This is a genomic window from Streptomyces sp. V3I7 (genome assembly GCF_030817495.1).
In the GTDB taxonomy this organism is placed as follows: Bacteria; Actinomycetota; Actinomycetes; order Streptomycetales; family Streptomycetaceae; genus Streptomyces.
In genome coordinates this window covers 5,364,605-5,385,081 of record NZ_JAUSZK010000001.1, presented here as the reverse complement: position 1 = coordinate 5,385,081, position 20,477 = coordinate 5,364,605, and the positions used below count along the sequence as shown (strand labels likewise).

Sequence of the window (20,477 nt, the reverse complement as noted above, 5' to 3'; positions counted from 1 at the left end):
ACCTGGTGGGACCTGCGGGACGGGCAGTGGGGCCGGGCCGCCGCCGGGCGCGGCAACGAGCACGAGGAGGGACGCGGACACGACGTCATCCGGGGCTGACGGCGGAGCCCTGCGGACCCCGTCATCCGAGGCTGACGGCGGAGCCCTCCGGTCCCGCGCCGACCGCCTTCGGCGCGGTGGCACGGGTCCCCCGCAGCGCGGCCAGGTCCACGCTCTCGGCGAGGGCCCGCATGCCCGCGTCGTTGAAGTGGAGGTGGTCGCCGGGGTCGTACGCGGGCAGGATCCGCCGGGGCCGGTCCGGGTCCCGGACGGCGGCGTCGAAGTCGGCGACCGCGTCGAACACCCGGCCGGACCGGATCAGGGCGTTGATCTGCTGCCGCAGGGCCTCGTGGGCCTCCGTCCAGCGGGAGTGGCCGTCGTACGGCGTGAGGGTGGCGCCGACGACCCGGATCCCGCGGGCGTGCGCGCGGGCCACGATCGCCCGGTACGCCGTCTCGTAGGCGCGTACGTCGTGCGCCTCCGGGGTGCCGTTGAGGTCGTTGATGCCCTCGAAGACGATCAGCACCCGCACCCCGGCGCGCGACAGGGCGTCGGCGTCGAGACGGGACAGGGCGTTCGGTCCGGTGTCGTCCAGGAGCAGCCGGTTCCCGCCGATCCCGGCGTTGAGGACGCCCAGCCGGTGCGTGCGCAGACGCTCGGCGAGCAGATCGGGCCAGCGGCGGTTGGTGTCGCGGGTGGAGCCCTCGCCGTCGGTGAGGGAGTCGCCGAAGGCCACGACGCTGCCGGCGGCCGCCGCGCCGCGGACGTCGACACCGGTGACGTAGTACCAGTGCCGGGTGGTGGCGGTGTACGCGGCACCGGCCTCGTCGGCGGCCCGGCCGTCGCCCTGCCGGGCCACGTAGCTGGTCTGCAGGGCCGTGCGGTGGTACGTCGCGGGGCCGGAGTCGGTGGGCGTCCGGACGGTGACGAGCAGGTCGGCGGCGGCCGGTACGGCCAGCGCCACCGGATCGCTGACCAGGTCGCGGCCCGCCGGGACGGTGGCGGTCACCGCGCCCCCGAAGGTGGCGGTGCGCATCGTGCCGGGCACGGCGTCCGGACCGGTGGCCCGCAGGGCGACGGTGGCCGCGTCGAGCGTGAGGGGCCGGGTGCCGAGCCGGTTGCTGAGATGGATCCGCAGGACGCGCCCGCCCGCGCTGACGTGCACGACGTTGCGGATGGCGGCGCCGGGGAGGGCGGCCGTGGTGCCGGACGGGGCCGTCTCCCACGTGCCGGTCCAGCTCCACCGGGACGCGGCCGCGTACGGGGGCGTGGACGCGGTGAGGGGCGGCCGGGCGGGGTGGGCCTGAGCGGGGGGCGGTGCCGTGATCGTCGTACCGATCGGCAGCAGGAGCAGTACCGCGAGAAAACGCCCGGCCATGACCATGCGCGCGTCCACCCTTCCCGATGGCCCACTGGAGGCGACCGTGACATATGGGGGGACTTTCGGCAAAAGATCACGGTCGAGAAGAATGCCGGGAACATGCGTGCGGCTCGGGCCAGGGGCCTGACGGTGGTGCGTGCTTTCGCAATTCGGGAGGGGCGGCTCAGGCCTCGGCGAGCACGCCCTCCAGCGTGAGCAGCCGTACCTTCCGCTCGAGCCCGCCCGCGTAGCCGGTCAGGGAGCCGTCCGCCCCGATCACCCGGTGGCAGGGACGGAGCACGAGCAGCGGGTTGGCGCCGATCGCGCCGCCGACGGCCCGTACCGCCGGCCGGCTGGCCCCGATCCGCGCGGCGATCTCGCCGTACGTCGTGGTCGCCCCGTAGGGGAGGTCGTCGAGGGCGGCCCAGACCCGCTCCCGGAACTCGGTGCCGTCGGCCCGCAACTCCAGCCGGAACTCCTTGAGTTCACCGGCGAAGTACGCGGCGAGCTGCTCCTCGGCGTCCCGGAAGGGGCCGGGGTCGCGGCGCCAGTCGGCCTGCGCCGTGCGCTCGCCCTTCTGCCCGGGCACGGACAGGGAGGTCAGCGCCCCGTCCGGTGCGGCGGTGAGGAGGAGGGGGCCGAGGGGGCCCTCCTCGATGGTCCAGTAGTACGTGGTGGCGAGGGTCATGACGACTCCTGCTCTCCTTGTGCTGCTCGGTGCGGGTCGTGGTCTTCCGCGGCGGCCAGGTGGCGCGAGGCGTACGACCGCCAGGGCCGCCAGGCGTCGTCCGCTCCGTCCGTGCCGTCGCCGGCGTGCGGCGGGGCTACGTCGGGATCGCCGAGGGCGCGGGCCCTGATCGTGGCGACGACGGCCGGGCTCACGCCGGGCAGCGCGCGCAGGGCGGCCTCGGCGTCGTCCCGTTCGGCGCCCGGGTCGAGCCGTAGGGTGCCGTCGGCGAGCGCGGTGGCCAGGGCGCCGACGGGACCGAGGGGTCCGTCGGGCTCGGCCTCGGCGAGCACCGCGGGCTCCGGGAAGAGGTGGGTGAGGCTGCCACTGGGGGCGTCCAGCGTCTTGCCGTACCGCAGCACCAGCCGCTCGGCCTCGCCCCGGCCCACGAGGGCGCGTACGGCGAGTTCGGCGGGGTCGGCGGTGCCCGGTGAGCGCAGTCCGGGCCGGGCGGCGACCAGCGGGGCGAGCCGCGGGTCGGCGCCGAGGCGCTCGTCGACGGCGTACGGATCGGCGTCGAGGTCGAACAGCCGCCGCAGCCGTTGCACGGCGGTGGTCAGGTCGCGCGGATCAGTGAGGTGCAGCCGGGCATCGAGCCAGCCGCCGGGATGCGCGACGGAGCCGGCCTTCGCCGATCCGGTGCGTTCCCGGACGGCGACGATCCCGGTGCCGTACGGCAGCCGCAGCGTGCGCCGGTACGTACGCCGCCCGGCCCCGCCGCTCACCTCCTCGATCCCGCTCACGGCCTCGCGCTCCAGCAGGTCGAAGACCGGACCGGGCTGATAGGGCCCGCGATAGGCGAGCCGGAGAGGGATGCCCGGGTGCGCGCTGGAGGGGCCGGCCCGCGGCGCGGCGGCCCGCAGCCCGCTCGGTGTCGCGGCGTAGATCGCACGGATCGTGTCGTTGAACTGCCGCACGCTGGCGAACCCGGACGCGAACGCGATCTCCGTGACCGGCAGGCCGGTGGTCTGCAGGAGCACGCGCGCGGTGTGGGCGCGCTGGGCGCGAGCGAGCGCGACGGGGCCGGCGCCGAGTTCCGCGGCGAGCTGCCGCTGGACCTGCCGCGCGCTGTAGCCGAGCCGCGCGGCGAGCCCTGCGACGCCTTCCCGGTCGACGACGCCGTCCCCGATGAGCCGCATGGCGCGCCCGACGACGTCCGCCCGGACGTTCCAGTCGGCGGAGCCGGGCACGGCGTCCGGGCGGCAGCGGCGGCACGCCCGGAAGCCGGAGCCCTGCGCGGCGGCGGCCGTGGCGAAGAAGCGGACGTTGCGCCGCTTCGGCGTCACGGCCGGGCAGCTGGGCCGGCAGTAGATCCCGGTCGTCTCGACGGCGAAACAGAACTCACCGTCGAACCGCGCGTCTCGACTGCGCACGGCCTCGTACCTGGTGTCGTCGTACCGGGTGTCCTCGTACCTGGTGTCGTCGCCCTTCACGCCCTCCAGTGTGGGCGACGAGCCAGGGGGCGGCTGGCGGGAATCGGACACGGAGCTGGCCGCCCCCTGGTGTTATCGGATATGGCGTCCGGTCATCCCCGAGTGTCACCGCAACCGGCCGCGCTTGGCCTCCATCGCGGCCCGCCCCTCGGCCCCCTTGCGCTTCCAGTCCCGCCGGATCTCGGCGCGCACCCGGGCGTCGGTCTTGGCGACGATCCACTGGTTCTCCCGCTTGAGCTTGCGGTAGCTCTCCAGGCGCCGGACCGGCAACTCCCCGCTCTCCAGGGCCCCGAGGACCGCGCATCCGGGCTCGGCCTCGTGCGCGCAGTCGTGGAACCGGCACTCCCGCGCCAGGTCCTCGATCTCGGCGAAGACCTGACCGACCCCGGCCTCGGCGTCCCACAGCCCGACGCCGCGCAGCCCCGGGGTGTCGATCAGCACGCCCCCGCCGGGCAGGGCGAGCAGATTGCGGGTGGTCGTCGTGTGCCGCCCCTTGCCGTCCACGTCCCGAGCGGCGTGTACGTCCATGACGTCCTCGCCGACCAGCGCGTTCGCCAGCGTCGACTTGCCGGCACCGGACTGCCCGAGCAGCACGGACGTACCACCGCCGACGAGCGCGCGCAGCACGTCGACGCCCTCCCCGTCCAGGGCGCTCAGACACACCACCGACACCCCGGGGGCCGCCGTCTCCACGTCCTGAACGAGATGCGCCCGCGTCACCGCGTCGGGCACGAGATCGGCCTTGCTGAGCACGACCAGGGGCTGCGCGCCGGACTCCCAGGCCAGCGCGAGGAACCGCTCGATCCGGCCGAGGTCGACCTCCAGGGCGAGCGACACGGCGACGATCGCGTGATCGACGTTGGCCGCGAGGATCTGCCCCTCGGACCGCTTGGAGGAGGTGGAGCGCACGAACGCGGTACGCCGCGGCAGCAGCGTCCGCACGAACCGCGGATCCCCACCCTCGGGATCGAGGGCGACCCAGTCCCCCGTGCACACGACCTTCATCGGGTCACGGGGCACGACGAACTCGGTGTCGGCACGGACGACGCCGGCGGGGGTGACGACGTCGCACTGCCCCCGATCGACCCGTACGACACGACCGGGCAGGAGACCCTGCTCGGCATACGGAGCGAACTCCGCTTCCCAGCCCTCGTCCCAGCCGAAGGGGGCGAGCGGATGCGACGAAGCGGAAGAAGAAGCCGAAAGAGAAGAGAGATTCAAGGGGAACCCTTCACAGGGCGGCCCCGGCCGCGCGCACTCACAGGCGCGAAGAAGGCAGGAAAGATCAGCCGGAGACCACGGAGGTGGAGTGGATGAACTTCTGGTCGCGGGCAACGCCCATCACAGAGACAGTCATCGGTCACACCTCCCGTTCCTCACTCGGCCGACAGCGGCAGCCAACGGCAACCGCAAGGAGCGAAGCCATCCTAGAAGCGCGTCTATTCGGGCGCCACCGAATTATCGCTCCAGCCCACACAGCCTCCACGCGGTTGTGTGATCAAGCCGTCCCGGGAATCCGGTACAGCACACACTGTCGAAGCGGCCCCTCGGGCACGCTCGGATCCTCGAAGTCGTCGGCCGGGTCGCGGGTCATGCCGATGCGGCGCATCACTGCCTGAGAACGAAGGTTGTCCACGGTCGTCGACGCAACCACTTCCGGTAGCCCGAGGCTCTCGAAGCCGAAGGTCAGGCAGGCCAGGGCTGCCTCGGTGGCGTAGCCGTGACCCCACGCCGAACGCGTCAACCGCCACCCGATGTCCACCCCCGCGAACGGCATGTCCGCGCCCACCTCGTCCAGGCCGGCACGGCCTATGAACTCACCGGTCTGCCGTGCCTCGAGCGCCCACCACCCAAAGCCTCGCTCGTCGAACTCGGCCTGCATGAGTGCCACCGCGGCATCGCTCTGCTCCCGTGTAAGCAGGTCCCCCAGGTGTTCTCGGACTTCGGGATCGGCGTTCATGGCCGCCCATGGCCCGAGGTCGGACTCCCGCCACCGGCGGAGCAGAAGACGATCGGTACGCAGCTCTCGCATGCCACTCAGCCAACCCGATCAACATCAGTGTGTCGATCGGTTATGTCGAGCCGTGCGGTACTCGCCCAGGGAGCCGGCTCCGCGGCGCGCCCTGCGGCGGTCAGCCCGGTGATCGCGGCCCCCGCCCGCGAGGCCTGTTCGCAGCCCCTGGGAATCACACGACCGTCCACTCAAGGGACGGCCAGCCCCCGGCGGCCCTCATCGCCGCCCTCGCCTTCCGGCGGAACCCCGGACTCCGAAGGGTCCGGGGACTGATCAAGCTGAGTGAGACGGGAATCAAGACGGGAACCGAGACGGGCGTGCTCCTCCCCGCACCGCCTCGGACGGCCCGCGGCCGGCTGGTCCGCGGCCGGCTGTCGCGACCCCCGCGCTCGGGGGAGCTAGGTTGCCTTGGGCTGCGTGGCGCACATGCCCGAGGCGGGTCCCCGTACATCTTTGAGCAGGAAGGTCTCGTCTTCCCCGAAGTCCGGGGCCTGGAAGGGGTTCGCCGCCGGAGGCGGCGATGCCGCGGTGGAACGGCGGGGTTGCCCTTCCAGGGCGGAGAACAACGACGTCAGATCGATGAGAGGTCTCGCTTTCGTTACAGGCCCCTGAAGGTGCCTGGCGTGCCGTGACCGGGCACAGCGGTCCTACAGCTTGGTCATCTTGGAGTACGGGCTCAGGATGCGGATTCGTTCCGAGCCGAAATCCACGAGCGCCGCGATTCCGTCCTCGATGCCGATCACCCGGCCGAGGCCGTACGTGTCGTGTGTGACCTGGTCGCCGACGGCGAAGTGCTTGGGAGCCGTCGTGACCGGGGCCTTGAAGGGGCTGGTGGGCAAATGTCGCTTCGGTGCAGCAGGCTTTGTCATTGCCTCCAGTATGCGCCCATGAACCGCGCGGCGGCCCCCTCGCTGGGCCTTGGACTCGATTCCGGCAAGAGCTGGACCTGCCGGACCGGCGGGCAGACGGGCGCGGTCGGGCGGTTCGACCTCGCGGGAGCCCGAACCACCCGTACCCTTCGTGGTGTCTACGGCGTCACATAGCGGGCGCCAAACACTGGAGGCAATACCTCGTGCTGATCGCTCAGCGTCCCTCACTCACCGAAGAGGTCGTCGACGAGTTCCGCTCACGGTTCGTGATCGAGCCGCTGGAGCCGGGCTTCGGCTACACCCTCGGCAACTCCCTGCGCCGTACCCTCCTGTCGTCGATCCCCGGCGCTGCTGTCACCAGCATCCGCATCGACGGTGTCCTGCATGAGTTCACCACCGTGCCGGGCGTCAAGGAGGACGTCACCGACCTGATCCTCAACATCAAGCAGCTGGTCGTCTCCTCGGAGCACGACGAGCCGGTCGTGATGTACCTGCGCAAGCAGGGTCCGGGTCTGGTCACCGCCGCCGACATCGCGCCCCCGGCCGGTGTCGAGGTGCACAACCCCGACCTCGTCCTCGCCACGCTCAACGGCAAGGGCAAGCTGGAGATGGAGCTGACCGTCGAGCGCGGTCGCGGCTACGTCTCCGCCGTGCAGAACAAGCAGCTGGGCCAGGAGATCGGCCGTGTGCCGGTCGACTCGATCTACTCGCCGGTGCTGAAGGTCACGTACAAGGTCGAGGCCACGCGTGTCGAGCAGCGCACCGACTTCGACAAGCTGATCGTCGACGTCGAGACCAAGCAGGCCATGCGTCCGCGTGACGCCATGGCGTCGGCCGGTAAGACCCTGGTCGAGCTGTTCGGTCTCGCCCGTGAGCTGAACATCGACGCCGAGGGCATCGACATGGGCCCGTCCCCCACGGACGCCGCCCTGGCCGCCGACCTCGCGCTGCCGATCGAGGAGCTCGAGCTCACCGTTCGGTCGTACAACTGCCTCAAGCGTGAGGGCGTCCACATGGTGGGTGAGCTCCTGGCGCGCTCCGAGGCCGACCTGCTGGACATCCGCAACTTCGGTGCGAAGTCCATCGACGAGGTCAAGGCGAAGCTGGCCGGCATGGGCCTGGCCCTCAAGGACAGCCCGCCCGGATTCGACCCGACCGCCGCCGCAGACGCCTTCGGGGCCGATGATGACGCCGACGCCGGTTTCGTGGAGACCGAGCAGTACTGACGCTGCCCTGGTCAGCGGGGGCCCGCGGGAAGGCGGAGGAGTCGGCGACGAGGCGACGGCTGCCGCGCCCGAACCGGCCGACCGCACCCGGCTCCGCCGCCAGTGCCTCACGGGCACGATGTCGAAGGGCCCCGCTGCTTCTTGCAGTGGGGCCCTTCGCCCCGCGCCCACCGTCAGCTCAGTCGCCTCGCCTCACGTGGAGGGCAACCGGCTGTCCTCCCGGCTGAGCAGGCCGATCTCGATCGCGCGGTCAGGATCGCTCCAGATCCCCATCGCGGTGTTCATCCGCAGAAAACCGAGCCGGCCATAGAAGGCTTCGGTGCCCGGGGCGGCGTAGAGGATGATCTTCTTGTGGCCCTGGGCGAGTTCCACAAGCCTGCGTATGATGCCGGAGCCCAGTCCCTGCCCCTGGTGATCGGGGTGCACTGCCACATCGGCGAGGTAAGCGCAGTCCACGCCGTCTGCCAGAGCCCGGCCCGCACCCACGAGCGCGCCGTCGGCGTGGACGAAGCAGGCAAACATGCTGTTGCCGAAGGTCGTTGCGAGCGTCTCGGGAGGCTTGTTGCCCAACGGCGCGACCTGGTACAGCTCCGACAGCTCGTCGAAGTCCACGTCGTCGACGCGGTCACTCCAGGAATACCCGCCCACAGCTCACTCCTCGCCTCGGCCATGACCACTGTCACGTCAGCGAGGTTACGGACCGATGCGGACGACGGTTGAGATCCAATCCCGTGACGAAATCCTGGTCCAATTCGCCAGTGGGGACGTCGGCCCTCGCGAGGTTCGACGAGGTTCGGGTAGTCGGCCCCGCGTCCGCTCAGTCCGACGCCGCCCGCCGGGACTGCTCCGGTGAACGGTGCTGGTCCAGCAGTGCGGGGAACGTGCCCACCGCGTCCAGGGCCAGGGCCAGTTCCGCCACGATCATCGGGTCGTCCAGGGGGCCGCGCAGGTACTCCTCCAGGCGGCGCATGCGGTAGCGAACGGTGTTGGGGTGGCAGTAGAGGACCTGGGCGGTCTCGGCGGCGGAGCCGTGGGCCGTGAGCCAGGCGCGGGCGGTGGCGAGGAGAGTGGTGCGTTCCTCCTCGGGTACGGACAGCAGGCCGCCGAGGACGCGGTTGACGGCGCGGCGCGTGGTGTCGAGGCTGTTCATGACGAGTTCCGTCAGCGGGGTGTCGTCGAGCTGGCGTACGCCGGCCTTCCCCTCCGGCAGCGACTCCAGTGCGACCTGGGCGTACCGCAACGCGCGTGCGGTGTGGTCGAGTTGGTGGTAGACGGGGCTCGCTCCGACGCGGCCGGTCGCGCAGTCGCCGACCGCTTCGAGCACGGCGTCCATGGGCCGCTGGGAGCCGAGGGAGAGGACGGCCATCTCGTGCCCCGGCTGGGCCCGCCAGGCCGAGCCGACGTCGAGGGCGCGCAGCTTGGACTCCAGTCCGGCCAGGGGCGGTTCGGCCCACATGGGGGCCTCGGCGACCAGCACGACGAAGCTGCCCTGGTAGGGGAAGCCGAGTGTGCGGGCGATCTCCCAGGTCGCGTCGCCGTCCGGGGACTGGCCGTCGACCAGGGCGGCGACGAGGGCGGAGCGCCTGCGGTCCGTCTCCACCATGCGTTCGGCCATGGCCTCGCGGTAGGAGTCGGTGATCGCCAGGGAGTAGATGTCGGCGAGGGCCCAGACCCGGCTCGCCGCCGTGAGCAGCGCGTGCGTCGTCTCCTCGCCGAACTGCGCCGCCTCGGCGAGCAATTGTTCCCAGAAGTAGGCGAAGGTCAGCCGGTAGCAGCGCAGGACCTCCGGCAGCGGCGCCCCCTGGACGGCGCGCTTGCGTCCCGTCGTGCTCGGCCCGGAGACGTCCACCGACAGCAGTCCGGGCTGGGCGAGGTTGGTGAGGAGGAAGTCGATGCTGAAGCGCAGCCCCTCGTACAGGCTGTCCCGGCTCACCACCGGGCTCCGGTAGAACTCGATCTTCTCGAAGACCAGTTCGGCCATACCGTCCACGATGTCGTCCAGCCGGGTGCTCAGTGCGACGGCGATGTCGGCGATGACGGCGTTCGGGGGGGCCTGGGACACGGCCCCGAGCCTACGGCAGGACGGCTCGGCGGCCGGTGCGAATCCCCGTGCGGACCACGTCGGTTGTCGCGGGCGACAGCAATCGCTGTCGGTGTCCACATGCGCCTGGCGGCTACAGCCCCGTGATGATCGTCTGAGGTGTCGCAGTGGGCCTCGCGCCCGCCGGGAATCATTCACGGGGAGAAGAAGAGATGACCAACCTGGCCGTCAATCTGAAGGAGGCGGCGGCTCAGTACCCGCACCGCCCGGCGATGCGCCTGGACCAAGAGGTGCTGACGTACGCGGACTTGGACGAACTCAGCTCGCGTGTGGCCGGCGGCCTCGTCGCCCACGGTGTCCGCCCCGGCGACCGCGTCGGCATCGTGCTGGAGCACGAACTGGCCTTCCCCGTGCTCTATTACGGCATCCTGCGCGTCGGGGCCGTAGTCGTCCCCCTCGGCCCGCGGCTCGGGGCACACGAGGCCCGCCGCTGCTTCGGCGACTGGGGGGTGCGTCTCGTGTTCACCTCCGGCACGGGTGCCGGCGCGCTCCACGCCGCCGAGGCACGGAGCGCCGGCCGAGTGTGCGTCGCCGTGGGTCCCGGCTTCCTCGACCAGCTCGCGTTCTGGCCGCGCCGTCCCGACCTGGTGCGCCGCGCCGACGACGACCTCGCCGCGGTGGCGTGGACGCGGGCGACGACCCAGTCACTCGTCCTGCCCCGGGGGCACGAGCTGACCCACGGCGCCCTGCGGGCGGGCGCGTACGACGCGGCCACCCGGGTCCTCGAACTCACCTCGTCCGACGTGGTGTTGAGCAGCCTGCCGATGTCGGCGTCGCCCAGCCAGATGTGCGGCCTCAACGCGGCGGTCCTCGCGGGGGCTTGCCTGACCCAGGTACGGGAGGTCGACACGGCGGCGTTCGACGCGGTGACGGTGCGGGCGGTGACACGCCGGAGCGCCTGAGCGGACTCGCCCCGGCACTCGGCGCCCCGTATCGGCGCCCGCGGCGCGCCCGGCAACCTCCACGGGAACTCGACCCGGTCCAGAAGGCGTACGACGTCCGTATCCCGGCTCCGCAGGTCCACCAGAACGCCTTCGCGCTGAACTTCGTCAACGTGGCGAAGCAGAGCCCCCGCAACTTCGCCGAGGTCTTCACCATGGTCGACATCGACGGCGCGACACCGCAGCAGGCGGCGCTGAAGTTCCTGGGGGACGAGGGATTCATCGGGTAGCGGGGAAGAGGTGGGGCGCGATCGAGAACCGCCGGACCGCCGCCCCTACACTGACCGCCCCGACCAAGGAGCCGCCCCGTGCTCGCCACGCGCCCCGCCCTGCTCTATGTCACCGATCTCGCCTACGAAGCCCGTGGGCGGCGTTACTGCGACGAGGACATCTTCCTCGCCGACCGGCTGCGCACGGACTTCGACATCGCGCTGTGCCATCCGCTGAACGCCACCGCCCTGATGGACGGGTTCGACGCCGTCGTGGTGCGCAACAGCGGGCCGGTGCTGGGGTACCGGCAGGCGTACGAGGCCTTCCGGGAGCGGGCGGTGGCGCACGATGCCCTGGTCTACAACCCCCTGACCGGGCGGGGCGACATGGCGGGCAAACGGTATCTGCTGGAGCTTACGGCGGCGGGGTATCCGGTCATCCCGACCGTCGACCGGCGCGAGGACCTAAAGCGGCTGCCCGAGAGCGATGCGTACGTGGTGAAGCCGAAGGCGGGGGCCGACTCCATAGGCCTGTCGTTCGTGCCGCGGGACGAGCTGGACAGTGTCACCTACGGAGACGTGCTGGTCCAGCCGCGCGTCGACTTCCGTTACGAGGTGTCCTTCTACTTCGTCGACGACGCCTTCCAGTACGCGTTGTACGCCCCTGATCCGGGGCAGCGCTGGGGACTCGAGCCCTACGCACCCACCGAGGCCGACCTCGCCTTCGCCCGGCGCTTCATCGGCTGGAACACCCTCGACCACGGCATCCAGCGCGTGGACGCCTGCCGTACGCGGGAAGGGGAGCTGCTCCTGGTCGAGTTGGAGGATCTCAATCCCTATCTCTCCCTCGACCTCGTCCCGGAGGCGACCCGGCTCGCCTTCATCGACGCCCTGACCTCCTCCCTCCAGCAGTTCCTGCGAGGGGAGTCCCGGACCCTCAACTCACCTCGCAGCGATCGCCGTTCAGTGTGAAGGCGGTCGGTGACGCGTTCTTGTCCTGCTTAAAGCCGATGAAGCCGAACGAGGCGGTGCCGTTCGCGTCGAGGGACTTGTTGTAGTCGCGGGCGTCGGCAGTGACGCGGGAGCCGTCCTGGTGGGGGCTGGCGTCCCACATCCGGTCGATCTTCTGGCCGTCCGGGAAGGTCCAGACGAGGCTCCAGTCGGACACGGCCTTGGCGGTGGTGACGGCGACGGTGGCCTGGAAGCCGTCGTTCCACTCGTCCACCACGTCGTACACGATCCGGCAGGTCGGCGGGGCCGTGGTGGCCGGGCGGGACGGTTCGTCCGGGCGGGAGGAGGCCGAGGGGCGCCGGGTCTGCGGGGTACGGGACGGGCGGTCCGGCTTCTTGGTGGTGTGGGAGGGGGACGGCGCGGCGGAGGAGCGGGGGGCCGTCGGGGACTTCGGTGGGGGCGGCACGGCGGTGGGGAGCGCGGGGCCGGGGTCGGCGACGGGACGGCCGTCGTCGCGCGCCGCCGTGTCGTCGCCGCCCGAACCGAACGGCATCATCGACACACCGAGCGCCAGCACCGACAGCAGGACGGCGGCGCCCAGCAGCCCGTTGCGCACGACGCGCGTCCGGCCGGAGCCGTCCTTCGCCTCGTCCGCGCCCCGGTCGGCCGACGCCTCGGGCTGGGTACTGTTGAGCGTTGCGTCGGCGGCGCGGCGGCGGCGTTCGAGGTAGGCGAGGCCGCCCCAGCCGATGACGCCGCCGGCCAGGGCCGCGGGCAGTCCGCCGCCGTGCAGCCGCATGCAGGCGGCGGCCTCCGCGCACTGCACGCAGGTGGCGACGTGCCGGGAGAGGTCCTCGGGGGTGCCGTCGGTCGCGGCCGAGCGGGTGAGCGCGTCCAGGAGGCTGCCGTAGCTGCGGCACCGCGCGTCCAGCGGGGTGTCGCGGTGGGCGCGGTGGCAGCGGTCCCGGAACAGGCCGCGGACCTGGTCGAGTTCGCGGGTCACGGTGGCCGGGTCGAGGCTGAGCCGGCGGGCCACGGCGGTCAGCGGCAGCGCCTCCACCTCGGTCAGCCACAGCAGTGCCGCGTCCGCCTCCTGCATGTCCTTCAGGCCGCGCAGGGCGAGCGGGCGCTTGAGGGGCGGCCCGGTGTAGCGGGCGGCGCCGTCGGAGTGGAGCCACAGCCGGAACTCGGGGTCGAGCTTGTGGCCGAGGCCTTCGGCCTCCCAGCCGGCGGCCGTTAAGCGGACGGCGGTCAGCAGCAGCGGGATCGCGGGCAGCCGGGCCGGACGCCGTCCGGCGCCGCGCACCGGTGACGACTCCGCCGCGCGGACCTCACGTATGCCGAGCGTGAAGGCCTCCCTCGCCAGTTCGCCCGCGGCCACCGAGCCGGACGTGCACAGGTCGGCGTAGGAGAGCACCGCATCCCAGCACTCGGAGAACAGCGCGGCCTCGGCAGCGTTCTGGGGGGTCGGCAGGTCGGGCATCGGTCTCCTGCATCCACGGCATGCACGAGCGAGGTCAACTCACCGGGGTAGCAACGGAGTTGGATGACCCTCGCGGCAGAGAGGGAGCCTTTCACGTCCTCGACACAACTGACAAGCGGGGTCGGCGAATCCGGTTACGAGTGGTCGTAGGAACGATGCTCTCCGTTCGTACCGCCACCCGTCCCTCACCGCGCTACACCTGCGCGGGTTCCTCCGCGCCCGTCGGCTCCTGCGCCGGGAGGCTGTCCATGAAGGAGCTCACGGAGAAGACCGCGCGCCCCGGTCCGGGCGGGCCGTAGCCGGGGGGCGAGGACAGGCCGAAGTCGTCCATCGTGGCGCGGTAGGCCTCCAGGAGCCGGATGTGGTACTCCAGCGGCGCGCCCTGCGGGTTGGCCTTGCCGAGCGGCGTCGTGGGCTCGGGGCACCAGGTGGTGAAGCGGGGCGTGATGCCGTGCGACATGAAGAAGCGCAGGCCCTCGGTGGTGGACGCGATGGCCTCGTCGACGGTGGTGAAGCCGAAGGGCTCGGCCATCTCCACGCCCGCGACGAAGTTGGGGATGACATTGCGCGCGCCGAAGACCTCCGTCGAGTCGAGGATCCGCTTGTGCCACTCGTCGCGGCCGACGTAGCGCTCCTTGCCCGGGCAGTACAGCTCGAACAGACGCCGGTCCCACACCTCGTAGTTGGGGTGGTAGATCCGCACGCCGTAGTCCTTGAACCGCTGCACGTCGTCACGCGGCAGCGCCTGCGCGACCACCTTGCCGATCCAGCGGCCCGGGAAGCGCTCCTCGATGGCCTTGGCATACCGCCCGTAGAAGTCAGCCTCGTCGCGCCCGCCGACCGTCTTGGTGATCGCGCCGCCGGTGAGGGTGTAGGCGGTGGACGCCTTCTGGGTGTCGTACCGGTCGATGATCTCCAGGGCCTCGAGGACCTCCTCGACGTCCTTGACACCGGTGTACGGACGCCCGGCGGCCTTGTGCTGGCGCCAGTTGTGGTTGATGTCGCAGTACTGGCACTCCTCCTTGGCGCCGAAGTACTGGCAGACGCGGAAGACGGTGAGATAGATGAGGTAGCCCCACTGGATGGTCGGGGCCACCTCCATCACGGACTTCCCGTTGGAGAGCGTGTGCCGGTAGTACTCCGGCATGGGCGGCACGCCGACGTCGGCGATCCGCTTCCCGTCGAGGTACAGCCCGAGCAGCCCCTCCTCGTCGGCGGCGACACGGTACGGCGATGCGGGGTTCACGCGCACGGAGACGACGGTGCGGCGCAGGTCGTACGGTCCGCCGGTCAGGATGATCTCCTCCGGCGGCCGCCGCAGCGCGGCCTCGCCGAGCTCGGGCAGGGTGCCGTGGTCGAAGGAGAAGATGAAGTACGACTTCGGCTTGACCTCGCCGCCCTCGTTGTCGGAGAGCGCGGACGCGTCGAAGGCGACACCGCCCCTGAGCAGGTCTTCTTTGAACACCGCTTCCCGGGGTACGTGCGGGAACCGCTCCATCAGACCCTCGACCAGCGCGGTACGGCTGCCCATCCCGACTCTCCTCCCGGCTCTGCTCCCGGCTCTGCGTTCGCCTCCTCACGGTATGCCTCCACCCCCATGTCCGCGGTGCCGGGTCCCCTTGTGGCGCGCAAGTGGGCGTAGGGGGTGAGGGCGGTCGGGGGCGGGAGTCACCCGTACGGTTCTCCGCTACGGCCCGTCACGCCGACCGTTCCAGCGCCGCGGGGTCGACCGCGTGCAGCAGCGGCTCTCCCGACAGGAGCCGTTCCACCTCCTCCACGACCGTCAGACCGAGCCGGGGCAGTTCATTGCCCTGCGAGCCGGCGAGGTGGGGGGTGAGGAAGGCGTTGGGGAGGTCGTAGAGGGGCGACTCCGGGGGCAGGGGTTCGGGGTCGGTGACGTCGAGGACGGCGCTCAGGCGGCCGGTGCTCAGCTCGGCGATCAGGGCGTCGTGGTCGAGGAGCCCGCCGCGCGCGGTGTTGATCAGGACCGATCCCGGCCGCATCAGGGCGAGTTCGCGGGCACCGAGGAGGTGCCGGGTCTCCGGAGTCAGCGGAGCGTGCACGGTGACGATGTCCGAGGTGCGCAGCAGCTCGTCCAGCGGCAGCAGGGGTACGCCGAGACGGGCGGCGTCGGCCGGGCCGGCGTACGGGTCGGTGAGGCGTACCGCGAGGTCGTACGGGCGCAGCAGCTCGATGAGACGGCGGCCGGTGCGGGAGGCGCCGATGACGCCGACGCGGCGGCCGTTGTTGCCGATGCCGGGGGCGATCTCGCCGGGCGGGAAGCCGCGGCGGGCGCGGACCAGGTCGCGGGCGGCGAGGACGTTCTTCCCGGCCAGCAGGATCATCGCGAGGGTGTACTCGGCGACGGGCTGCGCGTTGGCTGCGGACGCCGACGAGACCGGGATGCCGCGCCGCCAGAACTCGGGAGTGGTGAACTCCTTGACCGAGCCCGCCGCATGGAGCACCGCCCGCAACCGGGGTGCCGCGTCGAGGACCGCGGTGTCGAGGCGGGGGCAGCCCCAGCCGGTGAGGAGGATCTCGGTGCGGGCCAGGGTGTCACGTACGCATGGATCGGTGAAGTCCTCGGCTACCAGGGCGGGTTCGATGTCCACGCCCGCGCGCAGCCGCGCCAGCGTGGCGGGCGGGAAGAGGTGGGGGAGGTTGCGGGCGGTCATGGCGAACAGCGCTCGGGGACGCGAACCGGACGCTGAAGCGGGCGTTGACGCGGGTGGCGGTGCATCGGGCAAGGAAGTGACCTTCCGGCTCGGTGACCCACAGACGGCGAACCCCCGCCTACGGTAGGTCGTGGAGCGCGGCACGCCAACGGTCGCGCGCGACGGGAGGCACGGTGGGGATGGCGGAGATGGTCACCAACTGGGCGCGGAACATCACCTACCGGCCGAGGACGTTCGCCCGCCCCGCCTCGCTGGAGGAACTGCGGAGCCTGGTGGCCGTGAGCGCGCAGGTGCGGGTCCTCGGCAGCGGGCACTCCTTCAACCCGATCGCCGACCCGGGCCCCGACGGGACCCTGCTGTCCCTCGCCGGGATGCCGCCGGAGATCGACGTGGACACCGAGGCCCGTGCGGTACGGGTCGCGGGCGGCGTCCGCTACGCCGAGCTGGCCCGTACGGTCCACGCCCAAGGCCTCGCACTCCCCAACATGGCTTCCCTGCCGCACATTTCGGTGGCCGGCTCAGTGGCGACCGGCACCCACGGCTCGGGGCTCGGCAACGGGCCGCTGGCATGCGCGGTGCGCGAGATACGGCTGCTCACGGCGGACGGCTCCATCGTCACGGTCGCGCGGGGCGAGGAGGGCTTCGACGGGGCGGTGACCTCCCTCGGCGCCCTCGGCGTGGTCGTCTCCCTCGTCCTCGACCTGGAGCCGTCGTACGAGGTCGAGCAGCACGTCTTCATCGAACTCACCCTCCAGGACGTGGACTTCGAGACGGTCGCCGGGGCCGCGTACAGCGTGAGTCTGTTCACCGACTGGCGACAGCCGGGCTTTAGGCAGGTGTGGCTCAAGCGGCGCACCGACCAGCCGCCGGTCTACTTCCCCTGGGCCGCCCCCGCGACCGAGGCGATGCACCCTGTGTCGGGCATGCCCGGGATCCACTGCACCGAGCAGTTCGGGGTGCCGGGGCCGTGGCACGAGCGACTGCCCCATTTCCGGCGGGAGTTCACCCCCAGCAGCGGGACCGAGCTCCAGTCCGAGTACCTGGTGCCGCTCACGTCCGCCACGGACGCACTGCGCGCGCTCGACGGCATTCGGGAGGCGATCGCGCCCGTGCTCCAGACCTGCGAGGTCCGGACGGTGGCCGCCGACCGGCAGTGGCTCGGCCCGGCGTACGACCGGGACGCGATGGCGGTGCACTTCACCTGGCTCGACGACGCGGCGACGGTGCTGCCGGTGGTGCGCCTGATCGAGGAGGCGCTGTCGGCCTTCGCGCCGCGCCCGCACTGGGGCAAGGTGTTCACCGTGCCTGGGTCCGTGCTCCACGACCGGTACGCCCGGCTCGACGACTTTCGCGCGCTCGCCCAACGCCTCGACCCCACCGGCAAGTTCATGAACGCGTTCGTACGGGACGCGCTCACACCGGGCCGTGTGACCGCGTGACTGTCGCTGGACAGCCCGCTGCGCCGACTGATCGCCCGACCGACCAGAGGAGACCGATGTCTGTCCGTTCTCTCCGCGTCACCAAGGCCATCGATTACGTCGAGGACGTCTCACCCGGCTCCGGGGTACTCCCACCACGCGCCTGGTACGCCGCCTCCGACGCCAAGTCCCTTTCGCTGAACGGCGACTGGCGCTTCCGTCTGTCGCCGACGGCTGACGCCGAGGACGAGTCGTTCGCCGAGCCGGGGTACGACGCCGGCGGCTGGGCGGAGCTCGCCGTCCCCGGCCACTGGGTCCTCCAGGGCGCCGGACACTTCGGCTCCCCCGCCTACACCAACCACCGCTACCCCTTCCCGGTCGACCCGCCGCACGTGCCGACCGAGAACCCCACCGGCGACCATCTGCGCCGCTTCGACCTGCCGGACGGCTGGCCGGACACCGCGTCCGAGGGCGGCGCCGTCCTCCGCTTCGACGGGGTCGAGTCGTGCGCCCGCGTCTGGCTGAACGGCACGCTCCTCGGCGAGTTCAAGGGTTCCCGGCTGCCGCACGAGTTCGCCGTCGGCCACCTGCTGAGGCCGCGCGGCAACGTCCTGGCCGTCCGCGTCCACCAGTGGTCGGCGGGCTCGTACCTGGAGGACCAGGACCAGTGGTGGCTGCCCGGCATCTTCCGCGACGTGACCCTGCTGCACCGCCCGCCGGGCGCGGTCGGCGACTTCTTCGTGCACGCCGGCTACGACCATGTGTCGGGCGAGGGGACGCTGCGCGTCGATTCCGGGATCGGCGGCCGGGTCACCGTGCCTGAGCTGAGCGTCGACATGGCGACGGGCGAGTCGGCGACGGTCCCGGTCGAGCCGTGGACCGCGGAGACCCCCCGGCTGTACGACGGGCTCCTCACCACGGAGGGCGAGCGGGTGCCGCTGCGCATCGGCTTCCGGACGGTGGAGCGGGCGGACGGTCTGATCAAGGTCAACGGCCGCCCGGTCCTCTTCAGGGGCGTCAACCGTCACGAGTGGCATCCGGAGAAGGGCCGTGCCCTGGACCGGGAGACGATGCGCCAGGACGTGCTGTTGATGAAGCGGCACAACATCAACGCCGTTCGCACCTCCCACTATCCGCCGCATCCCGAATTCCTCTCCCTGTGCGACGAGTTGGGCCTGTGGCTGATCGACGAGTGCGATCTGGAGACCCACGGCTTCAACCAGCAGGGCTGGCGCGGCAACCCCGTGGACGACGACCGCTGGACCCCGGCCCTGCTCGACCGGGCCGCTCGCATGGTCGAGCGCGACAAGAACCACCCGTCCGTCGTCATCTGGTCCCTCGGCAACGAGGCGGGTACCGGCCGCGGCCTCACCGCCATGGCCGAGTGGATCCACGCCCGGGACGCGTCACGCCTCGTGCACTACGAGGGTGACCCCGAGTGTCGCGACACGGACATGTACTCCCGGATGTACGCCGACCACGCCGAGACCGAGCTGATCGGCCGGGGCAAGGACGGCGGCCCGGACGAGCGCCGTCAACTGCCCTTCATCCTCTGCGAGTACGGCCACGCCATGGGCAACGGTCCGGGCGGCATCGCCGACTACCAGCGGCTGTTCACCTCGCATGAACGGCTCCAGGGCGGGTTCATCTGGGAGTGGATCGACCACGGCGTCAAGGACGAGCGGTACGGCTTCGCGTACGGCGGCGACTTCGGCGAGGAGCTGCACGACGGCAACTTCGTCTGCGACGGCCTGCTGTTCCCGGACCGGCGGCCCTCCCCCGGCCTGGCCGAGTTCAAGAAGGTGATCGAGCCGGTGGTGATCGAGAGCGACGACGCCGGCGGCCGCACTGTGCGCATCACCAACCGGCACGACCACGCCGACCTGTCCGCGCTCGCCTTCACGTGGTCGTACGAGGTGGACGGTACGTCGCTGGAGTCGGGCCCGTTGCGGGTACCGGCGCTGGCCCCCGGCGAGTGGGCCGACGTGAAGCTGCCGGAGCCGCCGGAGGGGGCCGGGCGCGGTGAGGCGCAGTGGACGGTACGGGCGCTGCTGGCGGCCGATACGCCGTGGGGTGAGCGGGACCATGTGGTCGCGTGGGGACAAATCCCGGTCGCCGCGCGCGAGTTGCCTTCGCTGACCGCGACACGGGCACCCGTACTCGGCGACGGACTGCTCACCCTCGGTCCGGCGGCCTTCGACCCGCGCACCGGTGGTCTGCGCGCCGTCGCCGACGTGGACGTCATCGACCTCCGGCTCGACGTCTGGCGCGCCACCACCGACAACGACGACGGCGCCGCCTGGCAAACGGACCTGCGCTACGGCCCGCGCTGGCGCAAGCTGGGCCTGCACCGCATGCGACACCGGCTCGACGCGGTCGAGCTGAGCGACGACGCGCTGACGGTACGTACCCGCGTGGCCCCGGCCGCCGCCCCGCTCGGCCTCTCCACGGTCTACCGCTGGACGTCGGACGGCACCCGGCTGAAGCTCACGGTGTCCGTGACCCCCGAGGGCGAGTGGCCGGTGCCCCTCCCCCGGCTCGGCATCCGCTTCGGGCTGTCCGAGGCCGACCGGGTGACCTGGTTCGGCGGCGGCCCGGGAGAGGCCTACCCGGACACCAAGTCGGCGTCCGTGCTCGGCCGTTGGGAGTCCACGGTGGACGACCTCCAGACCCCGTACGTCCGCCCACAGGAGAACGGCGCCCGTGCCGACGTCCGTTGGGCGGAGATCGGCGGCCTGCGGATCGAGGGCGACCCGGAGTTCTGGTTCACGGCCCGCCGCTGGACCACCGAGCAGCTGGACGCCGCCGCTCACCGCACCGATCTCACCCCCGGCGACACGGTCTGGGTCAACCTCGACCACGCCCAGCACGGCATCGGCTCCCAGTCCTGCGGGCCGGGCCCGCTGCCCCGGTACCGGCTGCGCGCCCAGCCCGCCGAGTTCTCGTTCGTCTTCGCACCCTGGGACCGGGAGAACCGCGGGCGCAGCAGCTGATCGCCCCCGGCACGACGCTCACCACCTCTTATTTCCTG

Annotated in this window: 16 protein-coding genes; 5 read left to right on the top strand and 11 right to left on the bottom strand. The window is 71.7% G+C overall.

Features of this window, described 5'->3' with window-relative positions; translation table 11 throughout:
- Window positions 1–121: 121 nt before the first annotated feature.
- From QFZ74_RS25030 to QFZ74_RS25005, 6 genes are all read right to left on the bottom strand, one after another.
- Window positions 122–1,423, bottom strand: a complete 1,302-nt coding sequence (locus tag QFZ74_RS25030; RefSeq protein ID WP_307624267.1) for an SGNH/GDSL hydrolase family protein — start codon at window positions 1,421–1,423, stop codon at window positions 122–124.
- A 160-nt stretch (window positions 1,424–1,583) separates the two neighbouring features.
- Entirely contained in the window at window positions 1,584–2,087 is a 504-nt protein-coding gene (locus QFZ74_RS25025; RefSeq protein WP_307623077.1) for a methylated-DNA--[protein]-cysteine S-methyltransferase, read from the bottom strand.
- Entirely contained in the window at window positions 2,084–3,559 is a 1,476-nt protein-coding gene (locus QFZ74_RS25020) for a DNA-3-methyladenine glycosylase 2 family protein (RefSeq protein WP_307623076.1), read from the bottom strand. Before QFZ74_RS25020 ends, QFZ74_RS25025 begins: the two co-directional genes overlap by 4 nt.
- Window positions 3,560–3,664: 105 nt before the next feature.
- Window positions 3,665–4,780, bottom strand: coding sequence for a ribosome small subunit-dependent GTPase A (gene rsgA, locus QFZ74_RS25015; RefSeq protein ID WP_307623075.1), 1,116 nt, complete (start codon window positions 4,778–4,780; stop codon window positions 3,665–3,667).
- Between the two features lie 277 nt (window positions 4,781–5,057).
- Window positions 5,058–5,591: a GNAT family N-acetyltransferase gene (locus tag QFZ74_RS25010; RefSeq protein WP_307623074.1), complete on the bottom strand. Its 534-nt coding sequence runs from the start codon at window positions 5,589–5,591 to the stop codon at window positions 5,058–5,060.
- Window positions 5,592–6,220: 629 nt separating this feature from the next.
- Window positions 6,221–6,442: a hypothetical protein gene (locus QFZ74_RS25005; RefSeq protein ID WP_307623073.1), complete on the bottom strand. Its 222-nt coding sequence runs from the start codon at window positions 6,440–6,442 to the stop codon at window positions 6,221–6,223.
- A gap of 203 nt (window positions 6,443–6,645) precedes the next feature.
- On the opposite strand from QFZ74_RS25005, the gene QFZ74_RS25000 reads away from it, so the two are divergent.
- Window positions 6,646–7,668 (top strand): DNA-directed RNA polymerase subunit alpha, encoded by a 1,023-nt coding sequence (locus QFZ74_RS25000; protein WP_307623072.1) that lies wholly within the window; start codon window positions 6,646–6,648, stop codon window positions 7,666–7,668.
- Window positions 7,669–7,860: 192 nt separating this feature from the next.
- Here the strand turns inward: QFZ74_RS25000 and QFZ74_RS24995 are convergent, their stop codons facing one another.
- Both QFZ74_RS24995 and QFZ74_RS24990 read right to left on the bottom strand, forming a co-directional pair.
- A complete protein-coding gene (locus QFZ74_RS24995) occupies window positions 7,861–8,316 on the bottom strand; it encodes a GNAT family N-acetyltransferase (RefSeq protein ID WP_307623071.1) in 456 nt (151 codons plus the stop codon).
- A gap of 169 nt (window positions 8,317–8,485) precedes the next feature.
- The gene (locus QFZ74_RS24990; RefSeq protein ID WP_307623070.1) at window positions 8,486–9,730 is read right to left on the bottom strand and encodes a CdaR family transcriptional regulator; all 1,245 of its coding nucleotides are present in this window, start codon (window positions 9,728–9,730) and stop codon (window positions 8,486–8,488) included.
- A 191-nt stretch (window positions 9,731–9,921) separates the two neighbouring features.
- Between QFZ74_RS24990 and QFZ74_RS24985 the strand changes: the two genes are divergently transcribed.
- Together QFZ74_RS24985 and QFZ74_RS24980 are read left to right on the top strand one after the other, a co-directional pair.
- Window positions 9,922–10,671, top strand: a complete 750-nt coding sequence (locus QFZ74_RS24985) for an AMP-binding protein (RefSeq protein ID WP_307623069.1) — start codon at window positions 9,922–9,924, stop codon at window positions 10,669–10,671.
- Window positions 10,672–11,018: 347 nt separating this feature from the next.
- Window positions 11,019–11,891, top strand: coding sequence for a hypothetical protein (locus QFZ74_RS24980; protein WP_307623068.1), 873 nt, complete (start codon window positions 11,019–11,021; stop codon window positions 11,889–11,891).
- On the opposite strand, the gene QFZ74_RS24975 is transcribed toward QFZ74_RS24980, so the two are convergent.
- From QFZ74_RS24975 to QFZ74_RS24965, 3 genes are all read right to left on the bottom strand, one after another.
- Window positions 11,857–13,353, bottom strand: coding sequence for a cellulose binding domain-containing protein (locus QFZ74_RS24975; RefSeq protein WP_307623067.1), 1,497 nt, complete (start codon window positions 13,351–13,353; stop codon window positions 11,857–11,859). The genes QFZ74_RS24980 and QFZ74_RS24975 overlap by 35 nt on opposite strands.
- A gap of 193 nt (window positions 13,354–13,546) precedes the next feature.
- Entirely contained in the window at window positions 13,547–14,884 is a 1,338-nt protein-coding gene (locus QFZ74_RS24970) for a radical SAM protein (protein WP_307623066.1), read from the bottom strand.
- Between the two features lie 166 nt (window positions 14,885–15,050).
- Window positions 15,051–16,028: a hydroxyacid dehydrogenase gene (locus QFZ74_RS24965; RefSeq protein WP_307623065.1), complete on the bottom strand. Its 978-nt coding sequence runs from the start codon at window positions 16,026–16,028 to the stop codon at window positions 15,051–15,053.
- A 179-nt stretch (window positions 16,029–16,207) separates the two neighbouring features.
- Here QFZ74_RS24965 and QFZ74_RS24960 point away from each other — a divergent pair, with 179 nt between their 5' ends.
- Together QFZ74_RS24960 and QFZ74_RS24955 are read left to right on the top strand one after the other, a co-directional pair.
- Entirely contained in the window at window positions 16,208–17,467 is a 1,260-nt protein-coding gene (locus QFZ74_RS24960; protein WP_307623064.1) for a D-arabinono-1,4-lactone oxidase, read from the top strand.
- Window positions 17,468–17,523: 56 nt separating this feature from the next.
- Window positions 17,524–20,439: a glycoside hydrolase family 2 TIM barrel-domain containing protein gene (locus QFZ74_RS24955; RefSeq protein WP_307623063.1), complete on the top strand. Its 2,916-nt coding sequence runs from the start codon at window positions 17,524–17,526 to the stop codon at window positions 20,437–20,439.
- The last annotated feature ends 38 nt before the right edge of the window (window positions 20,440–20,477 follow it).